This window comes from Dactylosporangium sp. NPDC000521, assembly GCF_042898305.1.
Lineage (GTDB): Bacteria > Actinomycetota > Actinomycetes > Mycobacteriales > Micromonosporaceae > Dactylosporangium.
Map to the genome: position 1 here is coordinate 61,367 of NZ_JBIAYW010000026.1, position 15,808 is coordinate 77,174.

The window sequence follows — 15,808 nt, forward strand, 5'->3', positions numbered from 1 at the left end:
GTGACGGTCGTTGCGCCGGTGGCCGAGCCGGCGGCGGCTGCGCCGGTGGTGGCGCCGGCGGCCGCGCCGGTGGTTGTGGCGGCGGTTCGCTGATGGACTTCCGCTGGCCGCCGCCGCCCGACGGCAGGCCCGACCGGTTCCGCCCGCCCGTGACCCGCGGGCCGCAGACCGGCCGGCCCACCCTTCCCGCGCCGCCGACCGAGCAGATCGCCACCCCGCACGGCGTCGAGCTGGAGTGGCTTCTCACCGGCGAGGGCGACCCTGTCACGGTCTTCGCGCACGGGCTGGGCAGCGGCATCGCCGAGACCCGCCCCCTGGGCAGCGCCGTCCTCGGCCGCAAGGCGTTCTTCCAGTTCCGCGGCCACGGCCACTCCGCCGCGCCCGGCGGCGTCTGGACCTATGCCGACCTCGCCCGGGACCTGCGTGCCGTCGCCGACCTCTCCGGTGCCACCCGCGCCCTGGGCGTCAGCCTCGGCGCCGGTGCCCTCTGCCGCCTCCTGGCCGACAACCCGGGCCGCTTCGAGCGCGCCGTCTTCTTCCTCCCCGCCGTCCTCGACACGGTGCGCCCGGCCGCCGCGCAGGAGCGCCTCACCGCCCTGCTCGAGGCGATCGAGGCCGGCGACGCCGCGGCCGTGGCCGACGTGATCTCCATGGAGATCCCCGCCCAGGTCCGCAACACGCCACCGGTCTGGGCGTTCCTGCGCCAGCGGCTCGACCAGCTGATGCGCGACGGGCTCGCCGCGGGCCTGTCCAGCCTGCCCGCCCAGGCCGCCGTGCAGGACCGCGCCGACCTCGCCGCGGTCACCGCGAAGTGCCTCGTCATCGGCTCCAGGGGCGACGAGCTGCACCCGGTCGCCGTGGCCGAGCAGCTCGCCGAGGCGCTTCCCGACGCAGAGCTGCACGTGTACGACCGGCCCGGCGTCGTCTGGACCCAGCGCGCCGACCTGCGCGCCCGGATCTCCACGTTCCTGAACGCCGGTCCCGCCTGAACTGTCCGAACGGCTGACCTCTGGCATGTATCAGGGCGGCACCTCGGGGCGTCTGTCTAATGCATGACAACTTCGCCACGAGCTGACCGAGGGGGATCGGACCATGACCGCGCTGCGCCGCTGGGCCGGACCGACATAGAGTTCCCGACATGGGTGTCACGCAACACGGCAGGACCTCCCGCCTCGACCTCGCAGACCCGACGCTGCGCGAGTGGACGTGCGTCGTCCTGCACTCCGATGCCACCGACGGCATCGTGCTCGACCGCTCAGCCTTCTACCCTGGCGGTGGCGGCCAGCCACCGGACCACGGCGTGCTGCTGTGGCAGGGGGTACAGACGCGAATCACTGGGACCCGCAAGGGCGACGACCTCTACCTCCAGCCCGCCGAGGGAGACCCGCTCCCGCCCGCCGGCACCGAGGTGATCGGCGCCGTCGAGGACGACCGCCGCACCAAGCTCATGCGCACCCACTCCGGCCTGCACGTCCTGGGCGGCGTGGTGTTCCGCGACTTCGGCGCCCTGGTCACCGGCGGCTCCATGGAGCCCGCCGAGGCCCGCATGGACTTCAACCTCCCCGAGGTCCCACCCGACTTCAAGGCCCGGCTCGAGGAGCTCATCAACGCCGAGGTCGCCGCCGACCGCAAGGTCGTCACCAAGGTCCTCGCCCGCGACGAAGCCCTGGCGATCCCCGACATCATCCGCACGCAGACCAACCTCATCCCAGCCGACGAGCAGGAGATCCGCATCGTCGACATCGTCGGCCTCGACACCCAGGCCGACGGCGGCACCCACGTCGCGTCGACCGCCCAGATCGGCCGCCTCCAGATCGTCAAGGTCGAGAGCAAGGGCAAAGCCAACCGCCGGGTCCGCGTCCGCCTGATCGACTGACGCCCCGTCCGTCGCGGCGCTCGCCCGCTCCGCTCGCCTCAGGTGGCCGACCTGCAGCAGGTTGGCCCCATGGGCAGGGACCCGCTCCGCCCACGCCTGCCAGCTCTGCGCCGCGAGTTCCGGGCCTGCTAGCTCCGAGTCTGTCTGGCCCAAGCCTGCTGGCTCCAGGCCCGTTCGGCCGTGACCGCCCGTCTCAGGGCCCGACCCGCAGCAGGTTGGCTCCTGCGGGCAGGATCAGCTTCTCCCCGCCGGCCCTGGTCAACTCGAGAATCGGCTCGCCCGGATCGATCCCCAGGTCGCGCCGCTCCGGATCGGTCGGCATCCGGCCGATCACCTCGTCCCCGGCCCGCAGCTCCACGACCTCCCGCTGTAACGCGGGCCGCACCATGGTCCGCGCCCCCCGGGCCGACACGACGAGCCCTTCCTGCCGCAGCACCGCCACCGCGTTGCGAACGGCGGGCCGGCCCAGCTCGTACTCCTGCATCAGGCTGCTCTCCGACGGCACGAACGCCCCCGGCGCCAGCTTCCCCGCCCGAATCTGCTCACGCAGCAGGTCCGCCAGCTGCTGGTACAACGGCCGATCCGAACTCCGGTCGATCATGCTGCAACGGTAGATAACCCCATGATCTTGTCCGCTTGCCGTCCTATGCGTACATGGCCATCATCCCACGGCAACGCACGAGTCGGCAAACACGCCCGTGCCCCAGCGCCGACCGGCACGGCTCGTGATCCGGGGCTGGCCGTCGGGGCGGTCCCGGGTCGTGAAAAATGACGGGGTGGCGCCGCTGAAGACGATGTGGGACGAGTTCGCCGAGGGGGCGAGACTGCTCGGGCGGGGGTTCTCGCTGTACAGCCGAAGCCCACGCCTCCTGCTCCTCGGGCTGATCCCGGCAGGCATCTCCTTCCTGTTGCTGGGCATCGCCTGGTTCTTCCTGCTCTGGTTCATCCGCGACCTGGCGGCGACCGTCACCTGGTTCGCCGACGACTGGGGGTCACCGTGGCGCGGCGTCACCAGGTTCGGCGCGGGCGCGGGCATCGTCATCGTGTCCGCCCTGGTGTCGGTGCTCACGTACACGGCGCTGACCCTGCTCATCGGCGACCCGTTCTACGAGGTCATCTCCGAACGCGTCGAGGACCACTTCGGCGGCGCGCCGGGGCTGCCCGACCTGCCGTGGCACCGCACGTTCTTCAAGAACGCCGCCGACTCCATCAGGCTCATCCTGCTCGCCGTCGCCGTCTCGATCCCGCTCTTCCTGCTCGGCTTCGTCCCGGTCCTCGGCCAGACGGTCATCCCGGTCCTCGACGCCGTGGTCGGCGGCTGGCTGCTCGCCGTTGAGCTGACCGGCGTCCCGTTCAACCGCCGCGGCATGCGCCTGAGGGACCGCCGCGCCATGCTCCGCGCCAACCGCCCGCTCGCGCTCGGCTTCGGCATACCGGTCTTCGTGATCCTGCTGATCCCCTTCGCCGCGGTCCTGGTCGTCCCCGCCGCGGTGGCCGGCAGCACCCTGCTGACCCGCAGGCTCTTCGCCCTCCCGACCGACAAGCCATCCGTCGCTCTCGGCAAGCCACCAGTCGTTCGAGGCGCGGAAACTGTCGTACCCGGCGGGCATGATGTGGGAGTAGCCGGCCGGTTGTGACCCGAGCGCTCCCGGCCGGGGGAGTGGGGGATGAGTGACGGTTTGTGAACGTTAAGGGGTGTTCGGCTGGTCCGCGCCGCCGCCGAACGTGAAGCACGGCCGCCGCCGGGCAACTGCGTCGGTCGGCCTGCGGGAGGTCGTCCGCGTTCGGGGCATGAACTGCGGCGTGGCCAGGTGCTTGACGCAGCAAGGAAGGTGTACAGCTCGACGGACGCAGCCGTGGCAGGACGTGTCGGGGTTCGTGCGGTGCCCCAGCCGAGTCCGGCGGAGTAGCGCTCGGGCGAGCCGGAACCCGTCCATGGCTCCGCCGTGCACATCAGGATGGCGCCGACGCGATGGGTCACCCGCGCCCCAGGTCCCTCGCGAGGACGGAGCCGAGCGTTTGGCCCCGCGCGGCGGACAGGCCACCGCACCGCTGGGGACCTTCGACGTGGATTCCTGGCGCGCACCACCCGATGCGGACTCCCTGCCGCGGGCCTCCAGCACGGACTGCCCGACGCGGAATCCCGTCGCTTCGTGGGTGGGGTGAGCGGGATCCGGACCGGTGCAGGCAGGTGGTCGGGCCGGGAAGGACAATGCCCACGTGATCAGGGGCGCGTCTGAGCGCCGGGGCGATGGCCTGGACGGCCGAGGCGGGCACGCGAGAGTGCTAGGTCGGCGACGCAGGCGGTGGTCGTCGGCGCGGCGGCGGTCGCTGCTGCGGAGGTGAGGGTCAGCGCGACGGCCGGTGGGGCGGTGGGCCGGCGGGATCTGGGGCGCGATCGCTGGGAGGTCAGCCGGTGCGGAGGCCTTCCAGGAGGGTGGTGTCGCCGCTGACGAGGAGGGTGTCGAAGGCGACGCGGCCGAAGAGGGCCAGGACCAGGTCGCTGGCGGGGCCGCTGGCGGTGGCGCGTTCGTGGTGGTCGTCGGAGTCGAGCAGGGTGTCGGTGTCGAGGAGGGCGACGCCGGCGCCGCGGAGGCGGACGTACCAGACCTGGTCGACGTCGGTGGCGTGGAGGGCGATCATGCCCGCGCGGTTGGTGGGGCCGGAGCGGCGGCCGGCGGGGAGCCAGGTGTCGAGGACCTCGGTGACGCCGTCGCTGGCGAGGCGGGGTTCGATGGGCTCGCTGAGGCCGGCGGCCATCTGGGCGTCCCAGCGGTGGATGGCGGTCTCGTGCGCCATGCGGCGGTGCCAGAAGCCGGCCTTCTTCGCTTGCGGGGCCCAGTTGAAGGCGGGCAGGTCGGGGTCGAGGGCGTCGAGGGTGGCGAGAAGTTCAGTGAAGGCGTCGGTCCATGCGACCGCCGGGTCGACGTCCGCCGGGAGCGGGGTGTCGGGGCGCGGGTCGGGACGGTCGGTGACGCCGCGGGGGGCGATGGCGTTGACCCACACGTAGATCTGGGTGAGGTGCCAGGCCAGGTCGCGCAGCTGCCAGCCGGGGCAGGTGGGCACGGCGGCGTCGAGAGGGACGGTGCCGAGCGCGGCGCGGAAGGCGTCGCCTTCGGCGCGCAGCGCGGTGAGCCAGAACTCCTTGGTGAGCTGAGGCTTGCTCATCGGCGATCCCTCTCCCGGTCTGGACGCTGCAGCTCCAACATTAGGGCACGCCTTACTCTGGTGCGGTGCCCGAAGCAGCCGCGTCCGCGCCCAGCCTCGCCGACCTCACCACCCTGCGCCTCGGCGGGCCCGCCGAGCAACTGGTGGAGGTGACTTCGGAAGAGGAGACGATCGCAGCAACAAAAAGGGCAAAGCCCGGAAAACCGCTGCTCGTCCTCGCCGGGGGCAGCAACGTCGTGATCGCCGACGAGGGGGTTCCGGGGACCGTGGTGCTGCTGCGGCAGCGCGGGATCGATGTGCGGCAGGAGGGCGAGACCGTCCGGCTGACCGTCCAGGCGGGGCAGCCGTGGGACGAGGTCGCGGCGGTGGCGGTCGCCAGCGGCTGGGCGGGGATCGAGTCGCTGTCGGGCATCCCGGGGTCGGCGGGCGCCACCCCGATCCAGAACGTCGGGGCGTATGGGCAGGAGGTCGCCGAGACGATCACCGCCGTCCGGGCGTACGACCGGGTCCGCGACGAGGTCGTCACACTGCCGAAGGAGGCGTGCGGCTTCGCGTACAGGACGAGCGTCTTCAAGCACAACGAGCGGTTCGTCGTCCTTTCGGTGACGTTCGAGCTGGCGGTGTCGCCGCTGTCGACGCCGGTCCGCTACGCGGAGCTGGCCAGGACGCTCGGGGTGCAGGCGGGGGAGTCCGCGCCGCTCACCGACGTGCGCGAGACGGTGCTGAAGCTGCGCGCCGGCAAGGGGATGGTCCTGGACCCGGTCGACAGGGACACGTTCTCGGTGGGCTCGTTCTTCACGAACCCCGTGGTGGCGGCGGAGGCGGTGGAGGACGTGCGCCGGGCCGCCGGTGAGCCGCCCGCGTGGCCGGCGCCCGACGGGATGGTCAAGCTCAGCGCGGCGTGGCTCATCGAGCGGGCCGGGTTCGGCAAGGGCTACGGCGACCCGGCCAGTGGCGTGGCGCTGTCGGGGAAGCACACCCTCGCCCTGACCAACCGGGGCACCGGCACGACCGCCGCGCTGCTCGGGCTGGCGCGCGAGATCCAGCACGGGGTCAAGGACAGGTTCGGCGTGCAGCTGCACCCGGAGCCGGTCCTGGTCAACTGCCGCCTGTAGCGAAGTCCGCCCCCGCCTGTAGCGAAGTCCGCCCCCGCCCGTAGCGAGGTCAACCGCCGTCTGCAGCGAGGTCAACTGCCGCCTGTAGCGAGGTCATCCGCCGCCCGTAGCGAGGTCAATCGCCGTCTGCAGCGACGCAGCTGTAAGGGACCGTCATCTCGCCCAGGCGCCAGCGGGCGGGGCGGTCCAGGACGGGCCAGCCGGCGTCCCGGGTGGCCTCGACCGCGCGCCGCCAGCGCTGGCGCGGGCCGAAGGCCGACAGCGGCGCCGCCGCTCGCCACGCGGTGTCCAGTGTGGACAGCAGCGCGTGGATCGGCTGCCCGGGCACGTTGTGGTGGATGAGGCACTTCGGCAGGCGCTCGGCCAGGGTCGCCGGGGTGTCCAACGTGGACAGCCGGCTGGCGAGGGTCAGGGTCCGCGGCACGCCGGCGGTGACAGTCACCCAGGATGCCAGCCGGCCGAGCTCGTCGCAGGTCCCCTCGACCAGGACCGCCCCGGTCGCGGTCATCGCGGCCCACGCCGCGGGGACGGCCTCCAGGTCGTACTGGCGCAGCACGTTGAACGCCCGCACCACGGTCGGGGCGAGCCCGGCCAGCTCGAAGCCGCCCCGGCGGAACTCCAGAAACGGTGGGTCGGCGAAGGGCTGGGCGACCGCGACCCGCGCCGGGTCGATCTCCAGGCCGACGACCCGGACCCGCGGCCCCGGCAGTTCAAGCAGGCGGCGGCGCAGCTCCAGGGTGGTGACGGGCGAGGCGCCGTACCCGAGGTCGACGACGAGCGGCGCGTCGGCGCGGGCGAGCACCGGGCCGAGCGTCACCGCGATCCAGTTGTCGACCCGCCGCAGCCGGTTGGGATTGGTGGTCCCGCGCGTGATCGCGCCGAGGACGCGCATCACGTCACCCGGTGCACCTTGTGCTGGGCGGCCTGGGCGAGCGGCCGGACCACGATCCGGTCGATGTTGACGTGGTGCGGCCTGGTCGCGGTCCACGCGACGCAGTCGGCGATGTCCTCGGCGACCAGCGGATTCTCCACACCCTTGTACACGGCGGCGGCCTTGTCCAAGTCTCCCTCGAAGCGCTTGAGGGAGAACTCGTCGGTCTTCACCATGCCGGGGTCGATCTCCACGACCCGGATCGGGCGCCCGTTGAGCTCCAGCCGCAGGGTCTCCGCGACCGCCGTCTGGGCGTGCTTCGCCGCCGTGTAGCCGCCGCCCCCCTCGTACACGATGAGACCCGCCGTGGAAGAGATCACGACGATCGTCGCCCGGCCCGAGGCGGACAGCAGCGGCAGGAGCGCCTTGGTGACCCGGACCGTGCCCAGCACGTTGACCTCGAACATCCACTGCCAGTCGCTGAGGTCCGCCTCCTCCACGGTCTCCGCGCCGATGGCCCCGCCGGCGTTGTTGACCAGCAGCTCCACCGGCGCGCCCAACGCGGTGACCGTGTCGACAAGTCGTGAAATGTCCGCATCGGACGTGATGTCGGCCACAACAGCGGTCGCTGACGGCAGCGAAGCGACCACCGCATCCAGCAGCGCGGCCCGCCGGGCCACGGCCACCACGTGGAAGCCCTCAGCGGCCAGACGACGGGCGGTAGCAGCGCCGATACCGCTGGAAGCGCCGGTCACAACGGCAACAGGAGAAGACATGCCGACCATCCTCCCGCATGCACCGCGAACCGCAGTGATGAACGCAACGGTGGGTAGACGGCCGCCCGCGAGGGAACATGGACGGTTGGGAAGATGTAACCGTCCGGCAACAGATGAAGGAGCACCGACGTGGCGCGGGTCGACTCGCTGCACAGGCACACCCCGCAGTCCCGTCGCTCCCTCCCGCGGAGGGTGGCGACGCTGTCCGTGCACACGTCCCCGCTCGACCAGCCGGGCACCGGCGACGCCGGCGGCATGAACGTGTACATCGTCGAGGTCGCCGAGCGACTGGCCAGCGCCGGCGTCGAGGTCGAGGTCTTCACCAGGGCGACGGGCAGCGAGCTGCCGCCGGTGGTGGAGATGGCGCCGGGCGTGCTCGTGCGGCACGTCATCGCCGGCCCGTTCGAGGGCCTGGCCAAGGAGGACCTGCCGGCGCAGCTGTGCGCGTTCACCAACGGTGTCCTGCGCGCCGAGGCGTCGCGGGCGCCCGGTTGGTACGACCTCGTCCACTCCCACTACTGGCTGTCCGGTCAGGTCGGCTGGCTGGCGAAGGACCGGTGGGGCGTCCCGCTGGTGCACACCGCCCACACGCTCGCCAAGGTGAAGAACCAGCTGCTCGCCGACGGTGACAAGCCCGAGCCGATGGCCCGCGTCATCGGCGAGGAGCAGGTCGTCGCCGCGGCCGACAGCCTGGTGGCCAACACCCCGGCCGAGGCCGCCGACCTGATCGAGCTGTACGCCGCCGACCCCCGCCGGGTCAGCGTGGTGCCCCCGGGCGTGGACCTGGAGACGTTCACCCCTGCCGGGACCCGGGGAAGGCAGAAGTTCGGCCTCCCCGAGGACGCCCTGGTGGTCGCGTTCGTCGGGCGGATCCAGCCGCTGAAGGCGCCCGACGTGCTGCTGCGCGCCGCCGCCGAGCTGCGCGCCCGCGACCCCGAGCTGGGTGCGAAGCTGGTCGTCGCCGTCTGCGGCGGCCCCAGCGGCTCGGGCCTGGACCGGCCGACCGCGCTCATGGACCTCGCCGCCGAGCTGGGCATCGCCGACTGCGTGCGGTTCCTCGCCCCGCAGCCGCGCGAGGACCTCGCCGAGCTGTTCCGCGCCGTCGACCTGGTCGCCGTGCCGAGCTACAACGAGTCGTTCGGTCTGGTCGCGATCGAGGCGCAGGCGTGCGGCACACCGGTCGTCGCGGCCGCCGTCGGCGGGCTGGTGACCGCCGTGCGTGACGGGGTCTCCGGGGTGCTGGTCGACACGCACCGCCCGGCCGACTGGGCCGCCGTCCTCGGCGACCTGCTCGCCCATCCGGCGAGGCGCCGCGAGCTCGCGGAAGGTGCGGTCCGGCACGCCCGCGAGTTCTCGTGGAGCCACACCGCGAGCGGCCTGCTCGCCGCGTACCGCGACGCCCTCACCACCCACCGCGACACCGAACTGCTGGCGGCGATGTCATGAGCGGCCCGGAGCGCAGCGGAGGGCTGCGAGTCGGGATTGCAGGGTGGAGCTCAGGCCGGCGCCGGAGCGCAGCGGAGGTGACGGCATGAGCGGCCCGGAGCGCAGCGGAGGGCTGCGAGTCGGGATTGCAGGGTGGAGCTCAGGCCGGCGCCGGAGCGCAGCGGAGGTGACGGCATGAGCGGCCCGGAGCGTAGCGGAGGGCTGCGAGTCGGGATTGCAGGGTGGAGCTCAGGCCGGCGCCGGAGCGCAGCGGAGGTGACGGCATGAGCGGCACCCCTACGGTCGAAGGCGTCAAGGCGCTGATCGAGCGGGTCTGCGACGAGCGCGAGATCGCCTGGGAGAAGACCGGCGACGACGCCTACGTTGCGGTCCTGCCCGGCACCCACAAGCAGAAGACCAACTGCAACCTCATCGTCGGCGAGCACACGCTGCGGGTCGAGGCGTTCGTGATGCGCCACCCGGACGAGAACCGCGAGGAGCTGTGGCAGTGGCTCCTGCAGCGCAACGCGCGCATGTACGGGGTGGCGTTCAGCATCGACGCGGTCGGTGACGTGTACCTGATGGGCCGCCTGCCGCTGCACGCGGTGACCGAGGAGGAGCTCGACCGGCTGCTCGGCGCGGTGCTGACCTACGCCGACGAGAGCTTCGACCCGATGCTGGAGATCGGCTTCGGCTCCGCGATCCGCCGCGAGTGGGAGTGGCGCGTCAAGCGCGGCGAACCCCTCGACAATCTCAAGGCATTCACGGCCTTCGTGGAGCGCGGGGCGTAGCTACGCTGAGCCGGTGATCGAGCGAGCGCCCGATGTGCAGAAGCTGGCCTGGAAACCTGTCGGTGCGGTGGCGGCCTCGGCCGCCGTCGCGCTCCTGCTGACGATCAACCGCTATGACTACCACCGCGACGAGCTGTACTTCCGCATGCTCGGCGACCGTCCCAGGTGGGGCTACGTCGACCAGCCGCCGTTCACGCCGCTGCTGATCCGGCTGTGCGTCGAGGTCTTCGGCGACTCGGTGTGGGCGATCCGGCTGCCCGGCGTGCTGTTCCTGCCCGCCGCCGTCTTCCTGCTCGCCCTCATCGCCCGCGAGGCCGGCGGCGGCGCGGTCGCGCAGACCCTCGCCGGGACCGGGGCGCTGACCACGTTCTCCCTGGTGTCCACGCACCTGACCCTGACCACCGGGCCCGACCTGCTGGTCTGGCTCGGGGTCGTCCTGTGCGTCATGCGCGCGTCGTTGCGCGAGCTGCCACGGTACTGGCTGCTCGCCGGGCTGGTCACCGGGCTCGCGCTGTACAACAAGCACCTGGTCATCCTGTTGTTGCTCACGTTCGCGGCGGGGCTGCTCGTCGCCGGCCCGCGCAAGGTCCTGCTGTCGCCGTGGCTGTGGGCCGGCGCCGGCATCGCGATCGTCGTCGGGCTGCCCAACCTGCTGTACCAGATCGCCAACGACTTTCCGCAGCTCGACATGGCCGCGGCCCTGGCCGAGAACAAGGGCGACGAGGCCAGGATCACGCTGATCCCGCTCCAGCTGGCGTGGCTGGGCCCGTTCTTCGTGCCGGTCTGGGTCGCCGGCATCGTGACGCTGCTGCGGAATCCGGCGCTGCGCCCGGTCCGCGCGCTCGGGGTGGCGTACCCGCTGATGCTGGTGCTTCTGTTCGTGATCGCCGGGCAGCCGTACTACACCGTCGGGCTGCTGTCGGCGCTGTTCGCGATCGGCGCCGTCCCGGTCGAGCGGCGCGTCACCAGGCGGTGGATCCTCGCCGTGGGCGCCGCCGTCAACGTGGGCTTCGCGATCCTGATGTCCCTGCCGGTGCTGCCGGTCGGGGTGGTGGGCGGGACGCCGATCCCCGCGATCAACCAGGGCATCTCCGACCAGGTCGGCTGGCGCCGGTACGTGCGGCAGGTCGCCGACGTCTACGAGGCGCTTCCGGCGCAGGACAAGCCGCACACCGTGCTCCTCACCGGCAACTACGGCGAGGCCGGCGCCCTGGACCGCTACGGCAAGTCCCTCGGCCTGCCGGATGTCTACAGTGGACAGAACGAGCTGCACCGGCTCGGCCCGCCGCCGGAGTCCGCGACCGTCGTCGTGCTCGTGACGCAGGGTGACCCGAGCCGCTCGGCGGCGTTCGTATCATGCGAGTTCAAGGCGAATCTGGACAACCGTTACGGCGTGGAGAACGAAGAGCAAACAGCTCGCGTCTTCGTGTGCCGGGGGCTGAAGGGCGCCTGGGCTGACCTGTGGCCGGGCTTTCAACACTTCGATTGATTTCGATTATTTCGATTGTGTGAGAGAGCCGACAGTCCCGTTACTTGTCGCTGCAATTCCTCGCCGCGTACCGTCAATCACGGATACCGGCGATTCCTGAAGTTGGGGAGCGACGGGGGTGTTTCTGGGCCGTCAAGGCCCACTCGCAGTGGTCTGTCCGGGCGGGGCGGCCACTGCAACCGGCGGCACCGCGCGATCTTCGGATCGCAGCAGAGCGGGTGGTCGTGGACTGGGGGTGCACGCCACCCGCTGCCGCCGGCACGAGCTTCCAGGGCCGACACGGGCCCGTCAACTCAAGTCCGGCACGAGCCGGCAAACTCAAGTCCGGCGCGAGCCCGCAAACTTAAGTCCGGCGTAAAGACGCACAACGTCGCGAAGCCGTAGTTTCTCTCGCATGCGGATGCGCGGTGCCCTCGCCGGTCTCTTGCTCGTCGCCACGTTGGCCGGCTGTGGCGCGAAGGCCGGCAACACCGAAGCGAATCCGGAGACGTCCGCATCGGTGGAGGCGGGCGCGGATGCCGGGAGCGGGGACGGTGCCGCCGCACTCGCCGCAGCCGGGGCCGCACCCTCCGGGTCCGCACCGGCATCGGGGCCGGCCGCCGGCTCGAAGAGCGCCGCGCCGCCCGCCGCGAAGGCACCCACTCAGACATTCGCCGTCGGGGTCAGCCAGTTCACGTTCAGCCGCGCCGGCCGCACGCTGCGCACCCTGGTCTTCTACCCGGCGGCCGGGGCGGCCGGCGGCTCGCCGAAGAAGGACGCGGGCGTCGCCGCGGGCAGGTTCCCCCTGGTCCTGTGGAGCCACGGCCTGCACGGCTCGCCGGAGGGCTACCAGGGCGTGACCGCGAAGATCGCCGCCGCCGGGTTCGTCGTCGCGGCGCCGGCCTACCCGTTCACCAACGCCGCGGCGAATCCCTTCAACCAGAACGACATGGGCAACCAGCCCGCCGACGCGTCCGCCGTGATCACCGAGGTGCTCAAGCTCGACACGAAGGCCGGCGCCGCCCTCGCCGGCCACATCGAGACCGGCCGGGTCGCCGCGGGCGGCCATTCGGCGGGCGGCTACACGACCGCCGGCATGCTGTCCGGCTCGGGCCGCGACGCCCGGCTCAAGGGCGGCATCATCGTCTCCGGCGGCGGCATGGGCGGGAAGTTCAGCGGCGCCGCCACGCCGGTGCTGTTCATCCACGGCGACGCCGACGGCACCGTGCCCTACAGCAGCGGCCGCGGCCTGTACGACGGCTGCGGCTGGCCCAAGGCGTTCCTGACCCTGCTGGGCGGCGACCACGGCGGCGGGCTGTTCGGCTCGGCACCCGCCAACCAGGCGGTGTCCAAGACGATGCTCGACTTCCTGCGCTACACCCTCTACAGCGACGGTGCCGCGAAGGGCCGCCTCCGCGCCGACGCCACCGTCAGCGGCGCCGCCAAGTACGACGGGACGCTCTAGAGAACGCGGCTCTAGCTGAGCGCGAAGACGGGCAGCAGGCCGGTCAGGCGCAGCTGTGCGTAGGCGAGGGGGCGCGGATTGCGCAGGCTGAGCGTGCAGCCGGTCTCCTTGGCGAGCTTCCAGCAGCCGACCAGCGCGCCGATCCCGGCCGAGTCGAGCACCGTCACGCCGGCCAGGTCCACCACCAGCGCTCCTGGCCGGAAGACGGGCAGCACCGCACGCACCGCTTCGGAGAGGCGGTCGCGGGTGGCGAGATCGAGCTCTCCGTCGAGCCGGATGACGACCGTGCCGGGGTCCGGCGCCTCCAGCTTCGCCGTCAGACCGTCCACTTCGCCCCCTGTCACGTCGAAGGGCGGCGTCTACCCCGCTACCGGCACCGCTAAACGCTCCTTTTCGGCGCGGGCGACCCGGCGCTCCCGGGCCGGCTGGATCAGCAGGTGACCGGCGGCGGCGAGCGCCCCGAGCCCGCCGCAGATCACCCAGTGCCAGTCGCCGAGGAACTCCAGGCTCACGCCGCCGGCCGCGGGCGCGATGAAGCTCGCCGCCGGGAAGATCAGGTAGAAGACGCTCTGGTACCGCCCGCGCAGCGCCTCCGGCGACAGCTCCGCGATGACGGCCGCGTTCGGTGGCGCGGCGAGCATCGAGCCGATCGTCCAGACGGTCGCCGCGACCAGGTAGCCGGGCACGCCGGAGGCGAGCGCGACGCAGCTGAAGCCGAGCCCGAGGAGCACGTTGGCGACGGCGAGCGTGGTGCCCTTGCGCCAGCGGTCGATGAGCTTCGGCACGAAGAGCTGCCCGGCGACGATGAGCAGGCCGCCGTAGGCGACGACCGAGCCGTACACGGTCGGCCGCAGCCCGTCGGCGTCGATCGCGAGCGGCAGGATCGTCGAGCTCTGCATGGTGACGACGGCCAGCAGCAGGCTCAGCCCGACGAACGCCAGGTAGGCCCGGTCGGTCAGCGCGGTGTGCAGGCCGCCCTTGACGGGCTCGCCGGCCGTCCGCGCCGCGGGCCTGGTCTCGTGGACCTTCCACAGCAGCAGCACGGCGGTGACCAGCGTGCCGGCGGCGTCGACCGCGAACAGCAGCGGGAAGCTCACCTCGGCGAGCGCGCCGGCGAGGACGGACGCCGCGGCCATGCCCAGGTTCATCGCCCAGAACTGCAGGTTGAACCCGCGGCTGCGGTCGCCGGCGGGCACCACGTCGACGATCGCCGCGACGAACGCGGGGCCCGGCATGGCGTGCATGAGCCCGAGCAGCGCGGCCAGGGCGGCGATCGCGGGGATGTCGCGGGTCAGGGCCAGCCCGCCGACGAACACCGCCGCGCCGAAGTGGGACAGCAGGAGCGTCGGCCGGCGCCCCCACCGGTCGGCGAGCACGCCGCCGAGCAGGACGCCCGCGATCCCGCCGATGCCGTAGAGGCCGACGACCAGGCCCGCGGCGCCGGGCTTCAGGCCGCGGTCGGCGGTGAGGTACAGCGAGAGCACCAGCGCGACGAACCCGCCGACGCGGTTGATGAGCATGCCGGTCCAGAGGTACCAGTACATCCTCGGCAGACCACCGATCGTGGACCGGTACCACACCCGCACGATTGCTCCAGAATTGTTAACGCGCTTAACAGTTAGATCTTAGCCAACTCGCCCGGCGCTTCCGCGGCGGCGGTGACCTCGGCCACCCGGCGCTCCCGGGCGGGCGCCGCGAGCAGGCTCCACACCCCGGCGGCCAGGCCCAGCCCGAGGCAGCCGAGCCACAGCGCGGTGTTGCCGGCGAGTTCGCGGACCGCGCCGCCGAGCGTCGGCGCCAGGAACGACGCCGCCTGCCACGACAGCCCATACGCGCCCTGGTAGCGGCCCCGCATGTCGACCGGAGACAACCCGGCCAGCAGCGCGGCGTTGGACGGGGCGTTGAGCATCTCGCCGACGGTCCAGACCAGCACGGTCGCGCCGTACCAGACGGGGGTGTGCGCGAGCGCGGTGAGGCCGAAGCCGGCCCCCATGACCACGGCGGCGACCGGCGCGACGAGCGCCTCGCGGCGGGTGGCGAGCAGGCGGGTGACGAGCGGCTGGCCGAGCACGATGAGCACGCCGTTGAGCGCGATCACCACGCCGAACGTGCGCGGGCTCAGGCCGTCGTCGATCATCGCGATCGGCAGCATCGCCGCGTGCTGGAGCAGCAGGAGCGCGACGAACAGGTTGCACGCGACGAACCCGAGGAACACCCGGTCGCGGCCGAGCGAGGCCAGGCCGGACCGCTGCTCGGTCTTCGGCGTCGCCGCGGGTTTCGTCTCGCGGATCCGCACCGCGATGAGGACCGCCGCGGCGGCGGTCGTGGCCGCGTCGGCGAGGAACAGGGTCAGGTAGCCGCTGCCGGCGGCGAACCCGGCGAGGATCGCCGCGGTCGCGAAGCCCAGGTTGACCGCCCAGAAGTACACGGAGAAGGCCCGGCCGCGGTCGGACGCCGGCACCAGGTCGGCGATCATCGCGCCGAGCGGCGGGCGGGCGGCCTCGGCGGCCATCCCCAGCGCGAGCGCGCCGGCCATGATCGCGGGCCGGCTGTGCGCCAGCCCGAGGCCGACCATGAGCACCGACGCGGAGCCCATCGCCAGCAGGGCCGTCGGCCGCCGCCCCCACCGGTCGGTCAGGTGGCCGGCGCCGGTGACGCCGATCGCACCGCCGAGCCCGTAGAGCCCGAGGACGAGCCCGGCCGTGGACTCGCTGAACCCGCGCTCCGACGTCAGGTAGATCGTCAGGAAGATGCCGACGAACCCGCCCGCGCGGTTGATCAGCGTCGCGGTCCAGACGACCCAGAACTGTGACGGTAGCCGTGTTTGTAAGCTGCGAGGCACGCTCGCATCCT

At 72.4% G+C, this 15,808-nt stretch carries 15 protein-coding genes; 8 read left to right on the forward strand and 7 right to left on the reverse strand.

Going from position 1 to position 15,808, the window contains the following annotated elements; genetic code table 11:
- Positions 1-89 precede the first annotated feature (89 nt).
- Complete coding sequence (locus ACFY3L_RS46935; RefSeq protein WP_389340163.1) at positions 90-989, forward strand: alpha/beta fold hydrolase; 900 nt, start codon at positions 90-92, stop codon at positions 987-989.
- A gap of 149 nt (positions 990-1,138) precedes the next feature.
- Positions 1,139-1,876 (forward strand): alanyl-tRNA editing protein, encoded by a 738-nt coding sequence (locus ACFY3L_RS46940; RefSeq protein ID WP_389340070.1) that lies wholly within the window; start codon positions 1,139-1,141, stop codon positions 1,874-1,876.
- Positions 1,877-2,069: 193 nt separating this feature from the next.
- Here the strand turns inward: ACFY3L_RS46940 and ACFY3L_RS46945 are convergent, their stop codons facing one another.
- Positions 2,070-2,477: a GntR family transcriptional regulator gene (locus ACFY3L_RS46945; protein WP_389340072.1), complete on the reverse strand. Its 408-nt coding sequence runs from the start codon at positions 2,475-2,477 to the stop codon at positions 2,070-2,072.
- A 160-nt stretch (positions 2,478-2,637) separates the two neighbouring features.
- On the opposite strand from ACFY3L_RS46945, the gene ACFY3L_RS46950 reads away from it, so the two are divergent.
- Complete coding sequence (locus ACFY3L_RS46950; RefSeq protein ID WP_389340074.1) at positions 2,638-3,513, forward strand: EI24 domain-containing protein; 876 nt, start codon at positions 2,638-2,640, stop codon at positions 3,511-3,513.
- A 772-nt stretch (positions 3,514-4,285) separates the two neighbouring features.
- Here ACFY3L_RS46950 and ACFY3L_RS46955 read toward each other — a convergent pair.
- Entirely contained in the window at positions 4,286-5,044 is a 759-nt protein-coding gene (locus ACFY3L_RS46955; protein WP_389340076.1) for a maleylpyruvate isomerase family mycothiol-dependent enzyme, read from the reverse strand.
- A 65-nt stretch (positions 5,045-5,109) separates the two neighbouring features.
- Here ACFY3L_RS46955 and ACFY3L_RS46960 point away from each other — a divergent pair, with 65 nt between their 5' ends.
- Entirely contained in the window at positions 5,110-6,159 is a 1,050-nt protein-coding gene (locus ACFY3L_RS46960) for a UDP-N-acetylmuramate dehydrogenase (protein WP_389340078.1), read from the forward strand.
- Between the two features lie 115 nt (positions 6,160-6,274).
- Here the strand turns inward: ACFY3L_RS46960 and ACFY3L_RS46965 are convergent, their stop codons facing one another.
- Together ACFY3L_RS46965 and ACFY3L_RS46970 are read right to left on the reverse strand one after the other, a co-directional pair.
- Positions 6,275-7,051, reverse strand: a complete 777-nt coding sequence (locus ACFY3L_RS46965) for a class I SAM-dependent methyltransferase (protein ID WP_389340165.1) — start codon at positions 7,049-7,051, stop codon at positions 6,275-6,277.
- A complete protein-coding gene (locus ACFY3L_RS46970) occupies positions 7,051-7,806 on the reverse strand; it encodes an SDR family oxidoreductase (protein WP_389340080.1) in 756 nt (251 codons plus the stop codon). Before ACFY3L_RS46970 ends, ACFY3L_RS46965 begins: the two co-directional genes overlap by 1 nt.
- Positions 7,807-7,935: 129 nt before the next feature.
- Between ACFY3L_RS46970 and mshA the strand changes: the two genes are divergently transcribed.
- From mshA to ACFY3L_RS46990, 4 genes are all read left to right on the forward strand, one after another.
- Entirely contained in the window at positions 7,936-9,252 is a 1,317-nt protein-coding gene (gene mshA / locus ACFY3L_RS46975) for a D-inositol-3-phosphate glycosyltransferase (protein ID WP_389340082.1), read from the forward strand.
- Between the two features lie 263 nt (positions 9,253-9,515).
- Positions 9,516-10,022: a YbjN domain-containing protein gene (locus ACFY3L_RS46980; protein WP_389340084.1), complete on the forward strand. Its 507-nt coding sequence runs from the start codon at positions 9,516-9,518 to the stop codon at positions 10,020-10,022.
- 13 nt (positions 10,023-10,035) lie between these two features.
- Positions 10,036-11,511, forward strand: coding sequence for a glycosyltransferase family 39 protein (locus ACFY3L_RS46985; RefSeq protein WP_389340086.1), 1,476 nt, complete (start codon positions 10,036-10,038; stop codon positions 11,509-11,511).
- A 394-nt stretch (positions 11,512-11,905) separates the two neighbouring features.
- Complete coding sequence (locus tag ACFY3L_RS46990; RefSeq protein WP_389340088.1) at positions 11,906-12,955, forward strand: alpha/beta hydrolase family protein; 1,050 nt, start codon at positions 11,906-11,908, stop codon at positions 12,953-12,955.
- Between the two features lie 11 nt (positions 12,956-12,966).
- Here ACFY3L_RS46990 and ACFY3L_RS46995 read toward each other — a convergent pair whose 3' ends face one another.
- The 3 genes from ACFY3L_RS46995 to ACFY3L_RS47005 are packed head-to-tail and all read right to left on the reverse strand — an operon-like array spanning position 12,967 to position 15,797.
- Positions 12,967-13,284 (reverse strand): STAS domain-containing protein, encoded by a 318-nt coding sequence (locus ACFY3L_RS46995; RefSeq protein ID WP_389340090.1) that lies wholly within the window; start codon positions 13,282-13,284, stop codon positions 12,967-12,969.
- A gap of 30 nt (positions 13,285-13,314) precedes the next feature.
- On the reverse strand, positions 13,315-14,541 hold the full coding sequence (locus ACFY3L_RS47000; protein WP_389340092.1) for an MFS transporter: 1,227 nt from the start codon (positions 14,539-14,541) through the stop codon (positions 13,315-13,317).
- Positions 14,542-14,573: 32 nt separating this feature from the next.
- Positions 14,574-15,797 carry an MFS transporter gene (locus ACFY3L_RS47005; RefSeq protein WP_389340094.1) on the reverse strand — a complete coding sequence of 408 codons (1,224 nt, stop codon included), beginning with the start codon at positions 15,795-15,797 and terminating at the stop codon, positions 14,574-14,576.
- Positions 15,798-15,808 lie beyond the last annotated feature (11 nt).

What these genes read in the sequence shown, in the direction of transcription:
- ACFY3L_RS46940 (WP_389340070.1), top strand. Translation starts at nt 1,139, where the DNA reads ATGGGTGTCACGCAACACGGCAGGACCTCCCGCCTCGACCTCGCAGAC.
- ACFY3L_RS46945 (WP_389340072.1), bottom strand. Translation starts at nt 2,477, where the DNA reads ATGATCGACCGGAGTTCGGATCGGCCGTTGTACCAGCAGCTGGCGGAC.
- ACFY3L_RS46955 (WP_389340076.1), bottom strand. Translation starts at nt 5,044, where the DNA reads ATGAGCAAGCCTCAGCTCACCAAGGAGTTCTGGCTCACCGCGCTGCGC.
- ACFY3L_RS46965 (WP_389340165.1), bottom strand. Translation starts at nt 7,051, where the DNA reads ATGCGCGTCCTCGGCGCGATCACGCGCGGGACCACCAATCCCAACCGG.
- ACFY3L_RS46970 (WP_389340080.1), bottom strand. Translation starts at nt 7,806, where the DNA reads ATGTCTTCTCCTGTTGCCGTTGTGACCGGCGCTTCCAGCGGTATCGGC.
- ACFY3L_RS46980 (WP_389340084.1), top strand. Translation starts at nt 9,516, where the DNA reads ATGAGCGGCACCCCTACGGTCGAAGGCGTCAAGGCGCTGATCGAGCGG.
- ACFY3L_RS46990 (WP_389340088.1), top strand. Translation starts at nt 11,906, where the DNA reads ATGCGGATGCGCGGTGCCCTCGCCGGTCTCTTGCTCGTCGCCACGTTG.